Annotated in this window: 16 protein-coding genes; 7 read left to right on the top strand and 9 right to left on the bottom strand. The window is 73.7% G+C overall.

All coding sequences use genetic code 11. From position 1 onward, the window contains the following. Window positions 1-5: 5 nt before the first annotated feature. From KV205_RS02240 to KV205_RS02220, 5 genes are all read right to left on the bottom strand, one after another. A complete protein-coding gene (locus KV205_RS02240) occupies window positions 6-1,409 on the bottom strand; it encodes an NAD(P)/FAD-dependent oxidoreductase (RefSeq protein ID WP_265861673.1) in 1,404 nt (467 codons plus the stop codon). Between the two features lie 31 nt (window positions 1,410-1,440). Continuing rightward, window positions 1,441-2,058, bottom strand: coding sequence for a DUF4126 domain-containing protein (locus KV205_RS02235; RefSeq protein WP_265861671.1), 618 nt, complete (start codon window positions 2,056-2,058; stop codon window positions 1,441-1,443). A 310-nt stretch (window positions 2,059-2,368) separates the two neighbouring features. Beyond that, window positions 2,369-2,977, bottom strand: a complete 609-nt coding sequence (locus KV205_RS02230; RefSeq protein ID WP_265861670.1) for a TetR/AcrR family transcriptional regulator — start codon at window positions 2,975-2,977, stop codon at window positions 2,369-2,371. 11 nt (window positions 2,978-2,988) lie between these two features. Next, window positions 2,989-5,076 carry a YhgE/Pip domain-containing protein gene (locus KV205_RS02225; RefSeq protein ID WP_265861669.1) on the bottom strand — a complete coding sequence of 696 codons (2,088 nt, stop codon included), beginning with the start codon at window positions 5,074-5,076 and terminating at the stop codon, window positions 2,989-2,991. Further along, a complete protein-coding gene (locus KV205_RS02220) occupies window positions 5,063-5,941 on the bottom strand; it encodes an ATP-binding cassette domain-containing protein (RefSeq protein WP_274709943.1) in 879 nt (292 codons plus the stop codon). The genes KV205_RS02225 and KV205_RS02220 overlap by 14 nt, the downstream gene beginning before the upstream one ends. 150 nt (window positions 5,942-6,091) lie before the next feature. Here KV205_RS02220 and KV205_RS02215 point away from each other — a divergent pair, with 150 nt between their 5' ends. From KV205_RS02215 to KV205_RS02205, 3 genes are all read left to right on the top strand, one after another. Beyond that, window positions 6,092-6,622 (top strand): SAV_6107 family HEPN domain-containing protein, encoded by a 531-nt coding sequence (locus KV205_RS02215; RefSeq protein ID WP_265861668.1) that lies wholly within the window; start codon window positions 6,092-6,094, stop codon window positions 6,620-6,622. A 67-nt stretch (window positions 6,623-6,689) separates the two neighbouring features. Beyond that, window positions 6,690-7,478, top strand: a complete 789-nt coding sequence (locus tag KV205_RS02210; RefSeq protein WP_265861667.1) for a methyltransferase — start codon at window positions 6,690-6,692, stop codon at window positions 7,476-7,478. A gap of 314 nt (window positions 7,479-7,792) precedes the next feature. Next, window positions 7,793-8,191 (top strand): DUF3040 domain-containing protein, encoded by a 399-nt coding sequence (locus KV205_RS02205; RefSeq protein ID WP_265861666.1) that lies wholly within the window; start codon window positions 7,793-7,795, stop codon window positions 8,189-8,191. A gap of 88 nt (window positions 8,192-8,279) precedes the next feature. Here the strand turns inward: KV205_RS02205 and KV205_RS02200 are convergent, their stop codons facing one another. From KV205_RS02200 to KV205_RS02185, 4 genes are all read right to left on the bottom strand, one after another. Next, entirely contained in the window at window positions 8,280-10,670 is a 2,391-nt protein-coding gene (locus KV205_RS02200) for a DUF3488 and transglutaminase-like domain-containing protein (RefSeq protein ID WP_265861665.1), read from the bottom strand. Beyond that, window positions 10,667-12,025 (bottom strand): DUF58 domain-containing protein, encoded by a 1,359-nt coding sequence (locus tag KV205_RS02195; protein WP_265861664.1) that lies wholly within the window; start codon window positions 12,023-12,025, stop codon window positions 10,667-10,669. The genes KV205_RS02200 and KV205_RS02195 overlap by 4 nt, the downstream gene beginning before the upstream one ends. Beyond that, window positions 12,025-13,074 (bottom strand): MoxR family ATPase, encoded by a 1,050-nt coding sequence (locus KV205_RS02190; protein ID WP_265861663.1) that lies wholly within the window; start codon window positions 13,072-13,074, stop codon window positions 12,025-12,027. The genes KV205_RS02195 and KV205_RS02190 overlap by 1 nt, the downstream gene beginning before the upstream one ends. Window positions 13,075-13,286: 212 nt before the next feature. Further along, on the bottom strand, window positions 13,287-13,826 hold the full coding sequence (locus tag KV205_RS02185) for a carbonic anhydrase (RefSeq protein ID WP_265861660.1): 540 nt from the start codon (window positions 13,824-13,826) through the stop codon (window positions 13,287-13,289). A gap of 326 nt (window positions 13,827-14,152) precedes the next feature. Between KV205_RS02185 and rsmH the strand changes: the two genes are divergently transcribed. From rsmH to KV205_RS02165, 4 genes are all read left to right on the top strand, one after another. Next, window positions 14,153-15,112 (top strand): 16S rRNA (cytosine(1402)-N(4))-methyltransferase RsmH, encoded by a 960-nt coding sequence (rsmH, locus tag KV205_RS02180; protein WP_265861658.1) that lies wholly within the window; start codon window positions 14,153-14,155, stop codon window positions 15,110-15,112. Between the two features lie 47 nt (window positions 15,113-15,159). Beyond that, on the top strand, window positions 15,160-15,675 hold the full coding sequence (locus KV205_RS02175; protein WP_274710016.1) for a cell division protein FtsL: 516 nt from the start codon (window positions 15,160-15,162) through the stop codon (window positions 15,673-15,675). A gap of 3 nt (window positions 15,676-15,678) precedes the next feature. Further along, the gene (locus tag KV205_RS02170; protein WP_265861654.1) at window positions 15,679-17,643 is read left to right on the top strand and encodes a penicillin-binding protein 2; all 1,965 of its coding nucleotides are present in this window, start codon (window positions 15,679-15,681) and stop codon (window positions 17,641-17,643) included. Window positions 17,644-17,737: 94 nt separating this feature from the next. Next, on the top strand, window positions 17,738-19,420 hold the full coding sequence (locus KV205_RS02165) for a UDP-N-acetylmuramoyl-L-alanyl-D-glutamate--2,6-diaminopimelate ligase (RefSeq protein WP_374214598.1): 1,683 nt from the start codon (window positions 17,738-17,740) through the stop codon (window positions 19,418-19,420).

The following is a 19,420-nucleotide window of genomic DNA, read 5'->3' as shown; positions in this document are numbered from 1 at the left end:
GCCGCTCACTGCGAGCCGCGGAAGTCCGCGCCCTCCACGATCAGCCCGGCGACCAGGGCGCCCGACATCCCGGCGTGGGCGAGCCCGCCGCCGGGGTGGGACCAGCCGCCCACGTACGAGAGGCCGGGCGTGGCCGAGGCGTTCGGGGCCGGGAGCAGCCGGCCCCGCGCCCCGGCGAGCGCCGGCCCCGGCACCTCGGCGGCGCCGGTCTCCCGCACGGTGTCCTCGGGGGTGCGGAGCTCGTGCCAGAGCAGCCGCTCCCGCAGCTCGGGCACGACCCGCTCGGCGGCCGCGAGCAGCTCTTCGACGAGCTTCGCCCGGTCGGTCTCCGCGTCGATCCAGACCGTCTGCGTCACCGTCACCGACTCGTGTTCCTCGTTCGGCCGCAGCGCCGGGTCGTTGGGCCGCAGCACCGTCACGCTGTCCCCGGGGTCGGTGTGCACGACCGTGCGGTGCACGGCGTCCGCCTCCCGGGCACCGCGCAGGGCCAGACAGAGCGTCACCCGGCCGGTGGCCACCTCCTGGGGGCGCGGCCCGTCCGGCGGGAACGGCTCTCGCGGGGGCGCGCCCGACACGACGTGGTCCGCCGCCACGGTCTCCCCGCCGGCCAGCTCGATCCCGCAGGCCCGCCCGTCCTTCTCCAGGACCTCCACGACGTGCGCGCCGAAGACGAACTCCACCCGCCGCTGCCGGCACCGCTCGTACACCGCGTCCGCGAGCGCCCGCATGCCGCCGGCCACGTACCAACTGCCGAAGGTCTGCTCCATGTACGGCAGCACGGCCGCCGCGGCGGGCGCGGTCGCCGGGTCGAAGCCGTAGCTCCACGCGTACGAGTCGAGCAGCGCCGCGAGCCGCGGGTCGCGCAGCTCACGGGCGCCGATCTGGGCGAGCGTGGTCGTGGGGCGGCGCAGCAGGCCCGCCTTGAGGGCCGGGTAGGGATCGCGGTCGAGGAGGCGGGAGTCGGTCGGCTGCGGCTCCTCCAGGAGCGGCCGGCGGGTGCGGTCCCAGGCCTCGCGGGCCCGCACCAGGAAGTCCCCCCAGCGCTCGCCCGCGCCCGCGCCGAGCGCCGCGTCCAGGGCGGCGACGGTGCCGGCCCGGGAGGCGTTCGGCAGCTCCACCCGGGTGCCGTCGGCGAAGACGTGCCGGCTCGCCGGGTCGACCTGGGTGAGCGTGACGCACTCCTCCAGGGGCTGCTTGCCGGTCTTCACGAACAGATCGCGGTACACGGCGGGCAGGTGCAGCAGACCGGGGCCGGTGTCGAAGCCGAAGCCGTCCTTCGCGAAGCGGCGGACCCCGCCGCCGTACGTCTCGCCGCTCTCGTACACCGTCACCCGGTGCCCCGCGACGGCCAGCCGGGCGGCCGCCGCCATGGCGCCCAGACCCGCGCCGATCACCACAATCCTTGCCATGTCAGGGACCCTATCGGCCCCCGCCGGCGGCTCAGCCGGAAGGTGGCCCGGCCCCGGCCGCCGCCATCCGCTTCTCCTCCCGGCGCTGCGCCCTGCGCCGCCAGAAGCGGCGGATCCGCCGCGCGAGGAAGACCAGTATCAGCAGCCCGAGCACCAGCAGCGTCGCCGCGATCACCGACGCCGCCACCGGATGGAAGATGGCGAAGGTGACGATCGCGGCGACGCCCAGGTCCTCCGCCGTGGACACCACGATGTTGGAGGCGGGCTCGGGCGAGGTGTTGATCGCCATCCGGGTGCCGGCCTTCACGAAGTGGCTCAGCAGCGCCGTCGTACCGCCGACCGCGCCCGCCGCCAGCTCCGGCAGCGAACCGGACTGGCCGGCGAGCAGCGCGGCCACCACCGCCCCGCTGATCGGCCGGATCACCGTGTGGACGGAGTCCCACACGGAGTCGACGTACGGGATCTTGTCCGCCACCGCCTCGCACAGGAAGAGCACGCCGGCGGCGATCAGGACGTCGGGCCGTTGCAGCGCCTCGGGCACCTCGTCGGTGAGCCCGGTGGCGCCGAAGACGCCGAGCAGCAGGACCACCGCGTACGCGTTGATCCCGCTCGCCCAGCCGCTCGTGAAGACCAGGGGGAGTACGGACACGCCCGCGATCGTAACCAGCTCTGAGTACCCGTACCTAGACGTCGAGATGAGTAGGGATGCGGATGGGCCGTGACCTGCGCGGAAGGGAGAGTGGAGCGCACGGAAGGGGCGCGGCTCCGGAACCGCCGGCACGGGGCGGCGGAACGGGGTCGCGCGCCTGCCGCGACAGGGGAACGGGGACTCCCGGGGAGACCCGGGAGACACGGGGGACACGGGGGAACGGAAAGACGCGCCGGTCCGGCGAGGCTCGGGGGGATCGAGCCTCGCCGGACCGGCGCCTTTCCGTGTTCCGTCTGCCTTCGGTGTTCCGTCAGCAGCCGCTGACGCGGCCGTGCAGCAGCCGCGAGAGCGCGGAGTGCACGTCGTCCAGGGACCGCTCGCTCTGGAAGGCCTGCCAGTCGAGCGCGGCCACCAGGACCATGCCGACAAGGGCCGAGGCGGTCAGCGGCACATCGATCCCGCCGTCGATCTCACCGGCCGCCACGCCCTCGCGCAGCACGTTCTCGACCACCGCGACGGCCTCCTGACGCACCACCAGGAGGGTGGAGTTCCAGGCCCGTCCGGTGCGCCACAGCTCGGCCACGTACAGCTGGGTGAAGGCCGGGTAGCGGTCGATGAAGACCAGACCCGCCCGGATCATCGCGTCCAGCGCCTCGATCCGGTTGCCGCCCCGCTCGGCGGTCTCCTCGGCCGCCGCCCGCAGCGAGCCGGCGAGGAGCGAGACGCCGTGCCGCAGCAGCTCCTCGAAGAGCTCGGTCTTGCTCTTGAAGTTGTAATAGACCGTGCCCTTGGCGACCCCGGCCCGCTCGGCGATCTCGTCGACCGTCGTCGCCGAGAAGCCCTGCTCGGCGATGAGCGTGACGGCCGCCTCGTAGAGCTTGGCGCGGGTCGCCTGCCGTCTGGTGCTGCTGCTGTCCATGGGCTCGATTCTCACAGAGACAGTTCGGGGTGGAGACGGTCCAGGGTCCACACCTGCTTCTTGCGGGCGGAGACGGCGGTCAGGGCGAGCGCGCCGGCCGTGAAGGCGGTCAGGACCGCGACGGCCTGCCAGACCGGTCCGATGCCGCCGCCGGTGATGAGCCGGCGCAGCGCCTCGACGACGTACGTCATCGGCAGGTACGGGTGGATCGCGTTGAAGAAGCCCGGGCTGGTCTGGACGGGGTAGGTGCCGCCCGCCGAGGTCAGCTGGAGCATCAGGACGGCGAGCACCAGGATCCGGCCGGCCGCGCCGAAGCGGGCGTTGAGCCACTGGATGATGGCGGCGAAGCAGCAGGTCACCAGGGCGAGGAAGCCCACGGTGCCGGCGGCCCTGGCCATCTGCAGGCCCAGGCCCCAGTGCAGTACGGACATCAGCGCGGCCACCTGGAGGACGCCGATGGCGGCGACCGGGAGCCAGCCGGCGAGGGCGATCCGCCAGGCGGAGGCGCCGGCGGCGAGCGCGCGCCGGTTGAGCGGCTGGATGATCATGTACGCGACCATCGCGCCGACCCAGAGGGAGAGCGGGATGAAGTACGGGGCGAAGCCGGTGCCGTAGTTGGGCGCCTTGTGCATCGACTGGGCGGCCAGCTTGACCGGGTCGGCCATCACCTCGGTGCGGCGGTCGCGGTCCTGCTTGTCGTAGTCGGGGATCTGCTTCACGCCGTCGCTGAGCCCGGTGGCCAGCTCGCCCGAGCCGTCGGCCAGCTTGAACAGGCCGCCGTCCAGCTCGCCGGCGCCCTTCTTGAGCCTGCCGACGCCGGTGTCCAGGCTGGTGGAGCCGGACCGGGCCTGGGTCAGACCGGTGTGCAGCCGCTTGGCGCCCGCGGCGACCTGGTGGGCGCCCTTGTTGAGTTCGTTGATCTTCCTGATGGCGTCGTCGACCTCGTTGTCGAGGTGCGGCGAGCGCCGGGCCAGTTCGTCGGCGTCCTTCTTCAGCTTGGTCAGCCGGGCGTCGAGGGTCTTGATGTCGCCGTTGCTGTCCTTGGTCAGCTCGTGCAGGTCGTCGGCGATCTTCGCGACGTCGTCGGCGGAGACCGAGGCCTTCTTCAGGAGTTCGCAGGCCTTGGGGTCGTGCAGCGGATTGGCGACGCAGCTCTTCTGGTAGTACGCGGAGAGCTCGTCGTCGGCCGTGTGGGCGGCGGCGCGGGCGGCCGGGGCCCGGCGCACCAGCACGTCCAGGTTGTGCTGGACGGCGGAGGCCGAGTCGGAGACCAGGCGGGCGGTGTCGCGGATCGACTTGCCGTTGTTCGCGAGGTACGGGCGGACCTTGGCGGCCTCGCCGTTGACCCGGTCGGCGAGCTGCTGGGTGCCGTCGGCGACCTTGCGGGAACCGGTCTCCAGGTCCTTGGCGCCCTTGTCCAGCCTGGTGATGCCGGAGGCCAGGTCGCCGCTGCCCTTCTTGGCGGTCTTCAGACCGTCGGCCAGGTTCTTGGAACCGGCCTTCGCCTTGTCGACGCCGTCCTTGAGGTCGCCGGCGCCCTTGGCCGCCTCCTCGGTGGCGTCGTGGAGGTCGGAGAAGGAGATGAAGATCTTGTCGAGGAAGGTCCGGGAGGAGTTGGTGGAGGCGGCGGTGCGCACCTCGGAGAAGACCGTGCGGGAGATCTGGCCGACGATGTAGTTGTTGGCGTCGTTGGTCCGCACCTGCAGCGCGCCGGTCTCGGGGGAGTCGCCGGAGCTGGACGCGATCCGCTCGCTGAAGTCGGACGGCATGGTGAGCGACAGGTAGTACGTCCCGTCCTCGACGCCCTTGCGGGCCTCGTCGTCGCTGACCTCGTGCCACTCGAAGACGGCGCTCTCGCGCAGCTTCTCGGTGATGTCGGCGCCCGCGGTGATCTTCTCGCCGCCGGCGGTGGCGCCCCTGTCCTCGTTGACCAGGGCGACGGGGATCTTGTCGAGCCTGCTGTACGGGTCCCAGAACGACCACAGGTACAGCGCGCCGTACAGCAGCGGCAGCAGCAGGATCGCGACCATCGCGGCCCGCGGGAGCTTCCCCCTGCCGAACCGCCTCAGTTCGAGCGCGGCGAGCTTATGCGAGCGCATCGGCGTCTCCCTTCTGGGGCTTGGACTCGGGCTTGGACTCGGACTTGGACTCGGACTCGGTGGCGGTGTCTGCGGGCTCGGGCTCGGCCTCAGGCTCGGGTTCGGGCTCGGGCTCGGGCTCGGGTTCGGTCTCGGGCTCGGGTTCGGGCGCGGCGGGCTTCGTTGCGGCCGGGGCCGTGGAGACCTTCAGGGCGTCCTCGGGGGCCTCGCTGCACACGGCGAGGACGGTGGTGCCGGCGGCGGCGACGGAGCGCAGCAGGGCCCAGGCCTCGGCGCGGTCGGCGTCGGAGAGCTTGAGGTCGGCGTCGTCCAGGGCGAGCACCCGCGGCTTGCCGATGAGGGCGAGCGCGACGGACAGGCGCAGCGCCTCCAGACGCTCCAGGTCCCGCACCGAGGTCCGCTCGCCCTTGGGCAGGGCCTCGACGTCGAGTCCGGCGGCGGCCAGGGCCTCGGCGATCCGGTCCCGGGCGGCGGCGCGGCCCTCGGCCGGCGGGCGCAGCAGGGCCTTGAGGCTGCCGTCGAAGCGGCGCTGGAGCAGCGCGCGTTCGCGCAGGTGCTCGGCGACGGTGAAGGCCGGGTCGAGCTCGCTGACGCCGGATACGGGGCCGAGCGCGCTGATCCGGCGGACGGCCGCCATCTTGCGGGGCAGCCGCAGTCCGGCCACCTCGGCGTGGCCCTCGTGGGTCTTCATCCGGCCGGTGAGCGCGAGCAGCAGGCAGGTGCGGCCGGAGCCGGAGGGTCCCTCGACGGCGACCAGGCTGCCGGGGGCGGCCTCGAAGCCGATCCCCCGGAACGCCCAGCCGCGCGGGCCCTTGAGTCCGAATCCGTCCGCGACGACGGCGGCGCCGTGGTTCGCTTCCACCATCCCCCCTCTTTTGAACTGACCAGTCAGTGCAAAAAGTTACCGCTGAGTTGGCGAACTGGCAAAAGCCCAGGTCAGTGGCGATGTCAGTGGTGGCGTGCACGATGAACACATACGGCCACAGCGCCGTCACCCGACGACAGGAGGCTCGTCATGGCCGGCCACAACGCCGCCGCCGCATCCCGGCGCCAGACCGCGCGCCGCTCCGCCCCCGCCCAGCTCGGACCCGCGTCCGACATCCACCCGGTCCTGCGCCGCACCTCGGCACCGCCCGCCGCCCTCGACCTGCTCGCCAAGGCCAGGGCCGGACTCGACGAGGCCGCCGCGCTCGACATGCCCCACGAGCGGTACGCCACCGCCCACCTCGCCGCCCTGCGCACGGCCGCCGCCGTGCTCGCCGCCCGCGGCCGCCCCGAGCGCGACCCCCGCAAGCGGGCGCGCATCCGCAGCACCTGGGACGTGCTGCCCGAGATAGCGCCCGAGCTCACCGAGTGGAGCGCGCTGTTCGCCGCCGGGGCCGAGCGCCGGGCCCGCGCCGAGGCCGGCATCACCGCGGCCGCCACCCGCCGCGACGCCGACGACCTGATCAGGGACGCCGCCGTGTTCCTGCGCCTGGTCGAGCGGCTGCTCGTGCTCCAGCCGGTGCTGCCGCGCCAGCCGGGGGCGGAGGAGGCCGCCGGATGATCCGCGTGGACCGTCCCAGGCCATAGGGTGGGGGACGTTCGTCCCTGTCACCGAGGAGTCAGCAACCGTGTCGGACCCTTCCCCCGTCTCCGGTCGAGAGGCGACTTCGCGCCCGTCGCGGGCCTCTCTGCGCACCGCCGTCGTCTGGGACGTCCTCAAAGACGCCCTGGAGCGCCGGGTCAAGGCCACCGGGAAGGACAGCCTCGATGTGCTCGACACGGGCGGCGGCTCCGGCAACTTCGCGGTGCCGGCGGCCCGGCTCGGCCACCGGGTCACCGTCGTCGACCCCAGCCCCAACGCGCTCTTCGCCCTGGAGCGGCGCGCCGCCGAGGCCGGCGTCGCCGACCGGGTGAGCGGGGTGCAGGGCGACATCCGCGGACTCTTCGACGTGGTGGGGCGCGAGGGCTTCGACATCGTGCTCTGCCACGGCGCCCTGGAGTACGTGGACGACCCCGCCGAGGGCGTCCGCAACGCCACCGCCGCGCTCCGCCCCGGCGGCAGCCTCAGCCTGCTCGCCGCCGGGCTCGGCGGCGCCGTCCTGGCCCGCGCCCTCGCCGGCCACTTCACCGAGGCCCGGCACGCGCTCGGCGACCCGGACGGGCGCTGGGGCGAGGGCGACCCGGTGCCGCGGCGGTTCACCGCCGAGCAGCTCACCGGGCTCGCCGCCGACGCCGGTCTGGAGGTCGGCGCCGTGCACGGCGTGCGGGTCTTCGCCGACCTGGTGCCCGGCGTCCTGGTCGACACCGAGCCGGGCGCGGCCGAGGCCCTGCTCCGCCTGGAGGCGGCGGCCGCGGAGCTGTCCTCCTTCCACGCCATCGCGACCCAGCTGCACGTTCTCGGCGAGAAGCGCGGCTGACCGGCCGGTCCACCCGCACGGCCGCGCCCCGGGGTCCGCGCCCCGGGGCGCCGCCGTACGTGCTGAGCAGCGGCGCAGTCGCGGATGGAGTACGCCACAGGCCGCCCTCACCGGGACTTGTCCCCGTATGATCGAGGGACACCATCCGGCATGACGGACAGGGGGCTGGGGAATCAACGCCTCAGCATCCGATCCGCATGGCGGCCCGGATTGGCGATTTGGCATTGAGGGCGGGTTTCACGGGGGCGATTCCCTGCCTATCCTGAAAGGGCCGCAAACCGGTCGCCCCCGCGACCGACGACGAGGAGGACTCCGTGCCGCTCTCGGAGCACGAGCAGCGAATGCTCGAGCAGATGGAGCGAGCGCTGTACGCCGAAGATCCCAAGTTCGCGACAGCGCTCGAGGGAAGCGGGCTGCGTACGTACACCCGGCGACGGGTCTACCAGGCGGTCGCTGGCTTCCTGGTGGGTATCGCGCTCCTCATGGCCGGAATGGTCGCTCAGCAGATCTGGATCAGCGTGGTGGGGTTCCTCGTCATGCTGGGCTGCGCGGTCCTGGCGGTCACCGGATGGCGCAAGGCGCCCAAGCCGGGCGAACACGGCCGAGCCGCCGCGGGCGGTGGCCGGCAGGCACGACAGCGCCGCTCGATGATGACCCGCATCGAAGAGCGGTGGCAGCGCCGCCGCGACGAACAGCAGGGCGGCCACCACTAGGCCGTGTCTTCCCCACCCCGAGCCTTTCGTGGGCCCGCACCGACTTGGTGCGGGCCCACGGGCGTGTCCGGACCCGGGCCCGGGGCTCCTACGAGGGCTTCCGGCGCAGGGAGCGGGTGAGGGCCGCGGCGCGGGTGGACCAGGCCGTACGGAGGGCTTCCGTGCGGGCCTGGGCGGCCCAGCGGAGGCGGGCGGCCGAGCGCGGGGCGAGGCGGGCGCGGAGCCGGGCCGGGCGGGAGGCCGAGGCGTCGAGGCCGTGGCGGATCAGCTCGGCCTGCTCCGTCAGGCCCGTGGCCGGGCGGGGACGCGGCGCGTACAGCGCCTCCTCCACCGCGCGGGCCACCCGGTGCACGGCGTCCGCCGCGTTCGTGGACAGCTCGCCCTCCCGGACAAGGCGCGCCGCCGTGCGCCGGGGCGTACGGGACTCGTCCGGGGTGATCCCGTAGTCCCAGGCGGTGTCGTTGATCTCCTGCCACACCGCGAGGACCCGGGCCACCGGGTCGGGCGCCGGACCGAGCCTGCGGGCCCGCAGCCGGCTGCGCCACAGCCACGGCAGCAGCGGCAGCCCGAGGACCACGACCACCACCAAGGCCACCAGCGCGATCTGCCGCCAGTCGAGACCGCCCCCGTCGCCGTCCGCGGCACCGGCCGCGGCCTGGTCCTGGCCGCAGCCGCCGAGCTTCTGCTCCTGCGGGGTGCAGCTCACCGAGGCGCTCGGCACCGCCGAGGGCTGCGCCGACGCACCGGTGGAGGGCTGCGCCGACGGGGTCGCACCCCCGCCCGAGGCGGTCGCCCGGGTGTAGTCCGGCACCGTGCCGCGCGAGGGCGTCGGCTCGAAGCGGACCCAGCCCGCCCCCTCGAAGTACAGCTCGGGCCACGCGTGGGCGTCCCGGATGCCCACCGACACGGAGCCGTCGGGCTGCGGGGTGCCCGGCATGAAGCCGACCGCGACCCGGGCCGGGATGCCGAGCGAGCGGGCCATCGCCGCCATCGAGAAGGAGAAGTGGATGCAGAAGCCCCGCTTGTCCTTCAGGAAGCGGGAGACCGCCCCGACACCCGTACCCGAGTTGACCGACACGTCGTAACGGAAGCCGCCGTCCTCGGCGAACCAGTCCTGCAGCCGCACCGCCTGCTCGTAGGCGTTGCGGGTGCCGCGGGTGACCTCCAGGGCCGTCGACTTCACATCGGCCGGCAGCGAGGCCGGCACCCGGGTGTACTCCCGGACCAGCTTCTCCGGGGCGTCCGGGGCCGCCGCCAGCTGCTCGCCGGTCGGCCGCACGTCCAGGCTGGTCACCGAGTAGCGGGCGCCGCGCGTGGTCTGCCCGTTGTCGCCGACCAGCATCCGGCCGGCCGGCTCGTACCGCCAGCTGCCGCTGATGGAGACCTTCGACGCCGGATACGGCATCGGCAGCCACTTCTGCTCGTACTCGCCGGCGGCCACGAAGTTGGTGCTCACCTCCGAGACGCGCACGTCCTGGGCCAGGCCGTCCGGCCACGGCAGCTGCTCGGGCACGTCCTCGATCGGGCGGACCGAGGACTTCCACGAGGTGCCGTCGAACTGGTCGAGCGCGACGAGCCGCAGGTAGAGGCTGTTCTTGTCGGTGGCGTTGGTGCGGTAGCGCAGGACCTCCCGGTCCTCCGGCTGGCGCAGGTCGTTCTGCAGCGACACCAGCGGGTTCACCGCCGAGATCGTGCCGCCCTTGCCGCCCCGGCCCTCGCCGTCGCCGCCGCCGCCGAACACACCGCCGCCCAGACCGGGCAGCGCGAACGGCACCAGGAGCGCCACGCCCAGGGTGACCGCGCCGATCCGCACCCCGGTGCGGGCCGGTGCGGACGCGGACCCGCCCTCGGCGACCGGGGAACCGCTCCGGCCGGGGCGCTGCGCCCCGCCGAACACCCGGCCCCAGGCCGACAGCCGGTCCCGGCCCTCGGCGAGCAGCAGCACCAGATAGCCGGCCGCCGCGAGCAGGAAGGCCAGCAGGCCCGCCCCGCCGCCGGAGAGCCCCGCGGCCACTGAGTACAGCGCGAGCAGCGGCAGTCCCGCCGGGGCCGCGTTGCGGAAGGTCACCGCGAGGGTGTCCACCAGAAGCCCGATCACGGCCACGCCGGTGACCAGGAGCAGCCGGATGCCGGGGGTGTTCGGCGCGGGCGGCGCATAGGTGCCCACATCGTTCACCCCGGCCTCGAAGAGGCTCCCGAAGGACGTGAGGGCCTCCGGGCCCGGCAGCACGCCGAGGAACGCCTGGTCGCGGACGAAGACCACCGTCAGGACGAGCAGGGTCAGCACCGCCTGGGCGGCGATGGTCAGCGGCCGGGCCAGCGGCACCCGCCGGGTGACCGCGCCGACCGCGCTCTGCAGGGCGAGCACGAGCGCCGCCGTGAAGATCCAGGTGGCCGGTTTGACCAGCGGCATCAGCGCGAGGGATGCCGCCAGCGTCGCGGCGTAGGCCGCGAGCGTCAGCCGCGTGCGCCCGCTCATGACCAACCTCCGTAGGTGTCGGCGGCGGGTGCCTGCGCGGCCGCGCCGCCCGCGTGCTGCCACAGATCGGCGAGGCGTGCGCCCGGCTGCACGGCGAAGGCCTGCCAGCCGGCCTCCCGCAGCCGGCGCAGCCGGTCCTCGACCGCACCGGTGACGGCGCCGCCGGTCAGCCAGGTCCCGGAGTCGAGCACGAAGGCGACCGCCGCCCCGCCGCGGTGCCGCATCCGGGCCACCAGCGCCGCCTGCTCCTCGTCGAGGTCGCCGACGAACGCGACGAGCAGTCCCTCGTGCCCGCCGCGCAGCACGTCGTAGGCCCGGGAGAGCCCGGCGCCCTCGGAGTGGTCCACGACCGCGAGGGTGTCCAGCATCAGTCCGGCGGCCTCGCCCGACTCCGGGCCCGCGCCGGCGAAGCCCTCCGCGCCCTCGCCGGGCACGGTGCTTCCGGTGTCGGTGAGCAGCCGGACCGCGTAGCCCCGCTCCAGCATGTGGGTGAGCACCGAGGCGGCGCCGGAGACGGCCCATTCGAAGGCCGAGTCGGGGCCGCCGCCCTCGTAGGCGAGGTCCCGGGTGTCGAGCAGCACCGTGCAGCGGGCCCGCTGCGGCTGCTCCTCGCGGCGCACCATCAGCTCCCCGTACCGCGCGGTGGAGCGCCAGTGGACCCGGCGCAGGTCGTCGCCGTGCCGGTAGGCGCGCGGGATGATGTCGTCGTCCCCGGCGAGCGCGAGGGCGCGCTGCTGCCCCTCCCCGTACCCGGCGGACTCGCCGGCGAGCCGGACCGGCGGGAGGGCCTCGGTGCGGGGGATGACGGTGAGCGTGTCGTAGGCGCTGAAGGAGCGGGTCAGCTCGCACATCCCGAAGGGGTCGGTGAGCCGCAGCTGCAGCGGGCCGAGCGGGAAGCGTCCGCGCAGGTCGGAGCGGACCCGGTAGGACACCTCGCGGCGGCCGCCGGCCTCGACCCGGTCGAGCACGAAGCGGGGCCGCGGGCCCAGCATGTAGGGCACGTGGTCCTGGAGCATCAGCAGGCCGGTGGGCAGCCGCGACACGTTGTCCATGCGCAGGTGGACCCGGGCCTCGGTGCCGGTCTCGACCCGCTGCGGGGCGAGCCGGCGGCTCGCCGCCACCCGGTGGCGGGTGCGGTGCAGCACGAGGACGCAGACCAGCGGCAGCACGGCGAGCAGCAGCCCGACGCGCAGCAGGTCGGCCTGGCCGAGGACATAGGCGCAGACGGCGGCGGCGACTCCGGCGGCGAGGAAGGACCGGCCGCGGGTGGTGAGCCCGGCCAGGGCGGCCCGCAGGCTGCCCCGGTCGCTGTCCTGCCACTGCCCCGGGGCCTGTCCCTGCGGAGCGGCGCTCATCACGGCCGCCGGCCGCCGGGCTGCTGATGGCCGTGCTGCTGCCCGTAGTACGGACCGGAGGGCTGCGCGGGCGGCACCTGCGGCGCGGCGGCCGGCACCGGGGTGCGCTGCAGGATGTCCTGCACGACCTGCTCCGCGGTGCGGCGGCCCAGCTGGGCCTGCGCCGTGGGCAGCAGCCGGTGGGCGAGCACCGGGGCGGCGAGCGCCTGGACGTCGTCCGGCAGCACGTACTCCCGGCCGCTGAGCGCGGCGGAGGCCTTCGCGGCCCGCAGCAGGTGCAGCGTGGCGCGCGGGGAGGCGCCGAGCCGCAGCTCCGGGTGGGTGCGGGTGGCGGCGACCAGGTCCACCGCGTACCGCTTGACGGGCTCCGCGACGTGCACCGCGCGGACCGCCTCGATCAGCTTGAGCACCTCGTGGGCGTGGGCCACCGGCTGGAGGTCGTCCAGCGGGGAGACCGAGCCGTGCACGCCGAGCATCTTCAGCTCGGCCTCCGCGTTCGGATAGCCGATGGAGACCCGGGCCATGAAGCGGTCGCGCTGGGCCTCGGGCAGCGGGTAGGTGCCCTCCATCTCCACCGGGTTCTGGGTGGCGACCACCATGAACGGGCTGGGCAGCTCGTAGGTCTGGCCGTCGACCGTGACCTGGCGCTCCTCCATGGACTCCAGGAGCGCGGACTGGGTCTTGGGGGAGGCCCGGTTGATCTCGTCGCCGATCACGATCTGCGCGAAGATCGCACCCGGCTTGAACTCGAACTCGCGCCGCTGCTGGTCGAAGATCGACACGCCCGTGATGTCCGAGGGCAGCAGGTCGGGCGTGAACTGGATCCGGCGGACCGAGCAGTCGATGGACCGCGCCAGCGTCTTCGCCAGCATGGTCTTGCCCACGCCGGGGACGTCCTCGATGAGGAGATGTCCCTCGGCGAGGAGCACGGTCAGCGCAAGACGTACGACCTCGGGCTTGCCCTCGATCACACTCTCCACCGACCCGCGGACCCGCTCCGCGGTCGTGGTCAGATCTGTGAGGCTCGCTCGGTCGTCATAGGTCGTCACCCGGCCCTCCTCGGCCCTTTCGCAGCACCGACACCTGCCCCCGGCGCGAGGGCCGGGGGGTGTCACCCGTGCATTCTTGTTGGCGTGACCGGGTCGTGTCACTTGCCTGCGGCAGGCCTGTGGATAACTCGGGGCGAATTGCCGGGGTTTGTGGGCTTGCGCCGTGCGGGACGCAGCTGAAATCCCTGGAAATCCCTGGAACGCGCGAGCGGTCAGGCGGGGTCGATCTCCCGCAGCAGACCCGTCGTCACGTCGAAGACGAAGCCCCGCACGTCGTCGGTGTGCGGCAGGAACGGGGAGGTGCGGACCCGCTGCATCGACTGGCGGACGTCCTGGTCGACGTCCCGGAAGGCCTCCACGGCCCAGGCCGGACGCTGTCCGACCTCGTCCTCCAGCTCGTGCCGGAAGTCCTCGGTGAGGCTCTCCAGGCCGCAGTTGGTGTGGTGCACCAGCATCACGCTGCGGGTGCCGAGCGCCCGCTGGCTGATCGTGAGGGAACGGATCACGTCGTCGGTGACCACGCCGCCCGCGTTGCGGATGGTGTGGCAGTCGCCGAGCTCGAGGCCGAGCGCGGCGTGCAGGTCGAGGCGGGCGTCCATGCAGGCGACCACGGCGACGCGGCGCACGGGACGCGCGTCCATTCCGGGGTCGGCGAAGTCGGCGGCGTAACGCTCGTTGGCCTCGACGAGGCGGCCGATGACCGGGCTCTCGGTGCCTATCGCGTCGGCTGAGGGGTGCGCAGAGGTCGACATGTCTCCGACGGTAATGGGCACGGCTCGCGCGAGCCTGCTGTGAGAGCGGACAAAGAGCGTCAATGAACCTTGTTGTGAGCGACTCCACAGGGCACCGCAACCGGGGCCGACCGGGTGAACCGTACGAATCGTCCGGCCGCCCCGCCGGGGGCGCGCGACGCGCCAGCCGGTTGGTTGACCGGCGGGTCCGGTGGACTAGAGTGACGCGAAGTTCACGGAGACATCGAGCGATTTCCGCCGTTTCTCCCCATGTGTGCGGCGGTACCCGCGGCTCGGCCCCATCCGCTCGCCGGCGGTGCCTGTCCCGCCGGATCTGAGAGGGTGCATTGAGCAACGACCGACACGTCCCGGTGATGCTCCAGCGGTGCCTGGACATGTTGGCCCCCGCCCTGCAGCAGCCCGATGCCGTGGTCGTCGACTGCACCCTGGGCCTCGGCGGACACAGTGAGGCCCTGCTCAAGCGCTTCCCGCAGGCCCGGCTCGTCGCCCTCGACCGCGACAAGGAGGCCCTGCGCCTCTCCGGCGAGCGGCTCGCCCCCTACGGAGACCGCGCCACCCTGGTGCACGCCGTGTACGACGAGCTGCCCGAGGTCCTCGACCGGCTCGGCATCGACAAGGTCGCCGGCGTCCTCTTCGACCTGGGCGTCTCCTCCATGCAGCTCGACGAGGCCGACCGCGGCTTCGCCTACGCGCAGGACGCCCCGCTCGACATGCGCATGGACCAGACGACCGGCATCAGCGCCGCCGAGGTCCTCAACACCTACCCGCCCGGCGAACTGGTCCGCATCCTGCGCGCCTACGGCGAGGAGAAGCAGGCCAAGCGGATCGTCTCCGCGATCGTGCGCGAGCGCGAGAAGGAGCCCTTCAGCAACAGCGCCCGGCTCGTCGAGCTGATCCGCGACTCCCTCCCGCAGGCCGCCAAGCGCACCGGCGGCAACCCCGCCAAGCGCACCTTCCAGGCCCTGCGCATCGAGGTCAACGGCGAACTGTCGGTCCTGGAGCGGGCGATCCCGGCGGCCGTGAAGGCCCTCGCCGTCGGCGGCCGGATCGCCGTCCTCTCGTACCACTCCCTGGAGGACCGGCTGGTCAAGCAGGTCTTCGCGGAGGGCGCCGCGACCACCGCGCCGCCCGGCCTGCCCGTCGTGCCCGAGCAGTACCAGCCCCGCCTGAAGCTCCTCACCCGCGGCGCCGAGCTCCCCACCGAGGAGGAGATCGCCGAGAACCGCCGCGCGGCCCCCGCGCGTCTGAGGGGTGCGGAGCGAATCAGGGAGGACGTGCAGCCGTGAGCCGGACGGGGCCGCTCAAAGGACGGGCCGCCCGGCTCGGCCGGCTCATGCCGTCCGGGCCGAGCACCGCGGCCCGCACCCCCTTCGTCCTGCTCGTCGTCCTGCTGCTCGGCGGCGGCCTGATCACCCTGCTGCTGCTCAACTCCGCCCTCAACCAGGGCTCCTTCAAGCTCAGCGAGCTGAAGAAGAAGACCACCGAGCTCACCGACGAGGAGCAGGCGCTCCAGCACGACGTGGACGACAGCGCCGCCCCCGACGCCCTGGAGCGCCGGGCCCGCGAGCTCGGCATGGTGCCCGGCGGCACCCCCGCCTTCCTCGACCCCGACGGCAAGGTCCGCGGCGTGCCCACCGTGGCGGTCTCCCCGAAGCCCTCGCCCAAGCCCACCCCGCCGGCCGCGACCACCCCGCCGCCCGCCGCCCCGCCGGCCACCGGGGCCCCCGCGAACCGGGCCCCCGCCTCGACGCAGGCGCAGCCGACCGGCACCGCGAGCCCGACGGCCGCACCGCCGGCCGCCCCGCCCGCCGCCCCGACCGCGACCGCCCCCACGACCTCCGGCAGGTGACCCGTGCCCTCCAAGGAGCCCCCGCGCCGCCGTGTCCCCGGCCCCGCCCGGCCCGCACGCCCCCGTCCCGCCGCCTCCGGCCGGCCCGCCCCGCGGTCCGCGCCGCCCCGGCGCCCGGCGCCCCGCCCGGCCCCGAAGGCCCGCACCATCCGGCTCGGCAGCCCCAAACCCCGGCTCCGCCTGATCTCGCTCGGCCTGACCCTGGTGCTGCTCGTCTTCGTGGTGCGGCTGCTGCAGGTCCAGGCCGTGGACGCCAGCGCGTACGCCGCCAAGGCCGAGAAGCACCGCTACCAGGAGTACACGCTCTCCGCCGACCGCGGTGAGATCACCGACCGCAACGGGGTCGCACTGGCCGCCAGCGTTGACGCGTACGACGTCACCGCCGACCCCAAGCTGTTCACGCCCGAGGACTCCAAGCTCAAGGACGCCCCGGAACAGGCCGCCGCGCTGCTCGCCCCGCTCCTCGGCAAGGAACCCGCCGAGCTCGCCAAGAAGCTGCGCACCCCCAAGTCCCGCTACACGATGCTCGCCCGCAAGCAGACCCCGCAGGTCTGGAACCAGATCAAGGACCTCAAGAAGGTCTACGAGCAGAAGGCCAAGCCCGCCAACGGCGGCAACGGCGTCAACCTGCTCGGCGGCATCCTCGGCGAGCCCAGCACCAAGCGCGTCTACCCGAACGGCGAACTCGCCGCCGGGATACTGGGCTACGTCAACGCCGAGGGCCGCGGCGCCGGCGGCATGGAGTCCATGCTCGACAAGGAGCTCGCCGGCAAGGACGGCAAGATCCGCTACGCCCAGTCCGGCGGCCGCCGGGTGCCCACCGCCGGCTCCCAGGGCACCCCCGCCGTCCCCGGCTCCGACATCGAGCTCACCATCGACCGGGACATCCAGTGGGCCGCCCAGCAGGCCATCACCGAGCAGGTGAAGAAGTCCAAGGCGGACCGCGGCTACGTCGTCGTCCAGGACGTGCGCACCGGCGAGGTGCTCGCCATGGCCAACGCCCCCGGCTTCGACCCCAACGACCTCTCCCAGGCCAACGCCACCGCCATGGGCAACGCCGCCCTCCAGGACGCCTACGAGCCCGGCTCGACCGCCAAGGTGATGTCCATGGCCGCCGTCCTGGAGGAGGGCGCCGCCGCCCCCGACACCCGGGTCACCGTGCCCAACCGGCTGCACCGCGGCGACCGCCTCTTCAAGGACGACATCGACCACCCGACCTGGTACCTGACGCTCAACGGCGTCCTCGCCAAGTCCAGCAACATCGGCACCATCCTGGCCACCGGCCGGCTCGGCAGGACCCAGCCCGAGGCCAACAAGGTGCTGTACGACTACCTGCGCAAGTTCGGCGTCGGCAGCCCCACCGGCCTCCACTACCCGGGCGAGACCCCCGGCATCCTCGCCAAGCCCCAGGACTGGTCGACCTCCCAGCAGTACACGATCCCCTTCGGGCAGGGCCTCTCCGTCAGCGCCGTGCAGGCCGCCTCGGTCTACTCGACCATCGCCAACGGCGGCGTCCGCGTCGAACCGAGCCTCGTCCGCGGCACCAAGGGCCCCGACGGGCGCTTCACCGCCGCGCCCGAGCCCGGGGAGAACCGGGTGGTCAGCGAGAAGACCGCCAAGACCCTCGCCCAGATGCTGGAGTCCGTCGTCGACGACGAGGAGGGCACCGGCAACAAGGCCGCCATCCCCGGCTACCGCGTCGCCGGCAAGACCGGCACCGCCAACCGGGTCGACCCCGAACTCGGCCGCTACAAGGGCTACACGGCCTCCTTCGCCGGCTTCGCCCCGGCCGACCAGCCCCGCATCACCGTCTACTGCGCCATCCAGAACCCCACCAAGGGCAGCTACTTCGGAGGCCAGATCTGCGGACCCATCTACAAGAAGGTCATGGAGTTCGCCCTCAAGACCCTGCACGTCCCGCCGACCGGCAGCGGCCCCGCCCGGCTGCCGGTGACCTTCACGCCATAAGCCGAACCGGGCCGGGCCGTACTCGCCTCTGTATACCCGTGCCCGCGCTCGTACCCGTACGACCGTGACACCGTGTGACACTCCGGGAGCTCCAGTGACAACGATCACCCCCCGTTCCGGGAACCGGAAATCGAACTCCGGCGACGCCGTGGCCCGATTTAGCCCTGCGGAGGGTGCGCCCGGTACGCTCACCGCCGTGCCACACGCTGATCAGTCCCGAACCGCCCCGCCCCGCCCCGAGCGGCTCCGCCCGACACCCCTGGGCGAGCTCGCCGACCGGCTCGGCACCGAGCTCTCCGCCGCCGGCCGCGGCGTCGAGGTCTCGGGCATCACCCACGACTCGCGGGCGGTCCGCCCCGGCGACGTGTACGCGGCGCTGCCCGGCGCCCGCGCGCACGGCGCCGACTTCGTCGCCCAGGCCGCCGGCCTCGGCGCCGCCGCCGTCCTGACCGACCCGGCCGGCGCCGACCGCGCCGCCGCGACCGGCCTGCCGGTCCTCGCGGTCGACAACCCGCGCGGCCGGATGGGCGAGCTCGCCGCCGAGATCTACGGGCGCCCCGGCGAGCGCCTGCTGCAGATCGGCATCACCGGCACCTCCGGCAAGACCACCACCGCCTACCTCGTCGAGGGAGGGCTGCGCGGCGCCGGCAGACACACCGGTCTGGTCGGCACCGTCGAGATGCGGATCGGCGACGAGCGCATCAAGTCCGAGCGCACCACCCCCGAAGCCACCGACCTCCAGGCCCTGTTCGCGGTCATGCGCGAACGCGGCGTCGAGGCGGTCGCCATGGAGGTCTCCAGCCACGCCCTGGTGCTCGGCCGGGTCGACGGCTGCGTCTTCGACGTCGCCGTCTTCAACAACCTGAGCCCGGAGCACATGGAGTTCCACTCCGACATGGAGGACTACTTCCAGGCCAAGGCCCGGCTGTTCACACCGGAGCGCAGCCGGCGCGGCGTGGTCAACCTCGACGACGCCTACGGCCGCCGGCTCGCGAAGGAGGCGACCGTCCCGGTCGTCACCTTCTCCGCCACCGGCGACCCGGACGCGGACTGGCGCGCCGAGGACGTGGTCAGCGGCGCCGCCGACTCCGCCTTCACGGTCGTCGGCCCGGACGGTACGCGGATCTCCGCCACCGCCCCGCTGCCCGGCCCGTTCAACGTGGCCAACACCCTCGCCGCGATCGTCACCCTCGCCGCCGCCGGGATCGACCCGAAGACCGCCGCCGACGGCGTCGCCGCCGTCCCCGGCGTGCCCGGGCGTCTGGAGAAGGTCGACGCGGGCCAGCCGTACCTCGCGGTCGTCGACTACGCGCACAAGACCGACGCCGTCGAATCGGTGCTGCGCTCGCTGCGCGAGGTGACCCGCGGAAAGCTGCACGTCGTCATCGGCTGCGGCGGCGACCGCGACACCACCAAGCGCGGCCCGATGGGCGCCGCCGCGGCCCGGCTCGCCGACACCGCGGTGCTCACCTCCGACAACCCGCGCTCCGAGGACCCGCTCGCGATCCTCACCGCCATGCTGGCCGGCGCCGCCGAGGTGCCGGCGGCCGAGCGCGGCACCGTCCTCGTGGACGCCGACCGCGCCGCCGCCATCGCCGCGGCCGTGGCCCGCGCCGAACCGGGCGACACCGTCCTGGTCGCGGGCAAGGGCCACGAGCAGGGCCAGGAGGCCGGCGGCGTGGTCCGCCCCTTCGACGACCGCCTGGTCCTGCGCGAGGCGATCGTCAGCCGGCAGGACCAGCAGGACGCACACCGTCACCAGAACAGTCAGGGATGA

The sequence above is a fragment of the Streptomyces sp. SKN60 genome, assembly GCF_026236535.1.
Lineage (GTDB): Bacteria > Actinomycetota > Actinomycetes > Streptomycetales > Streptomycetaceae > Streptomyces.
This window is presented reverse-complemented; position numbering and strand designations above follow the sequence as displayed.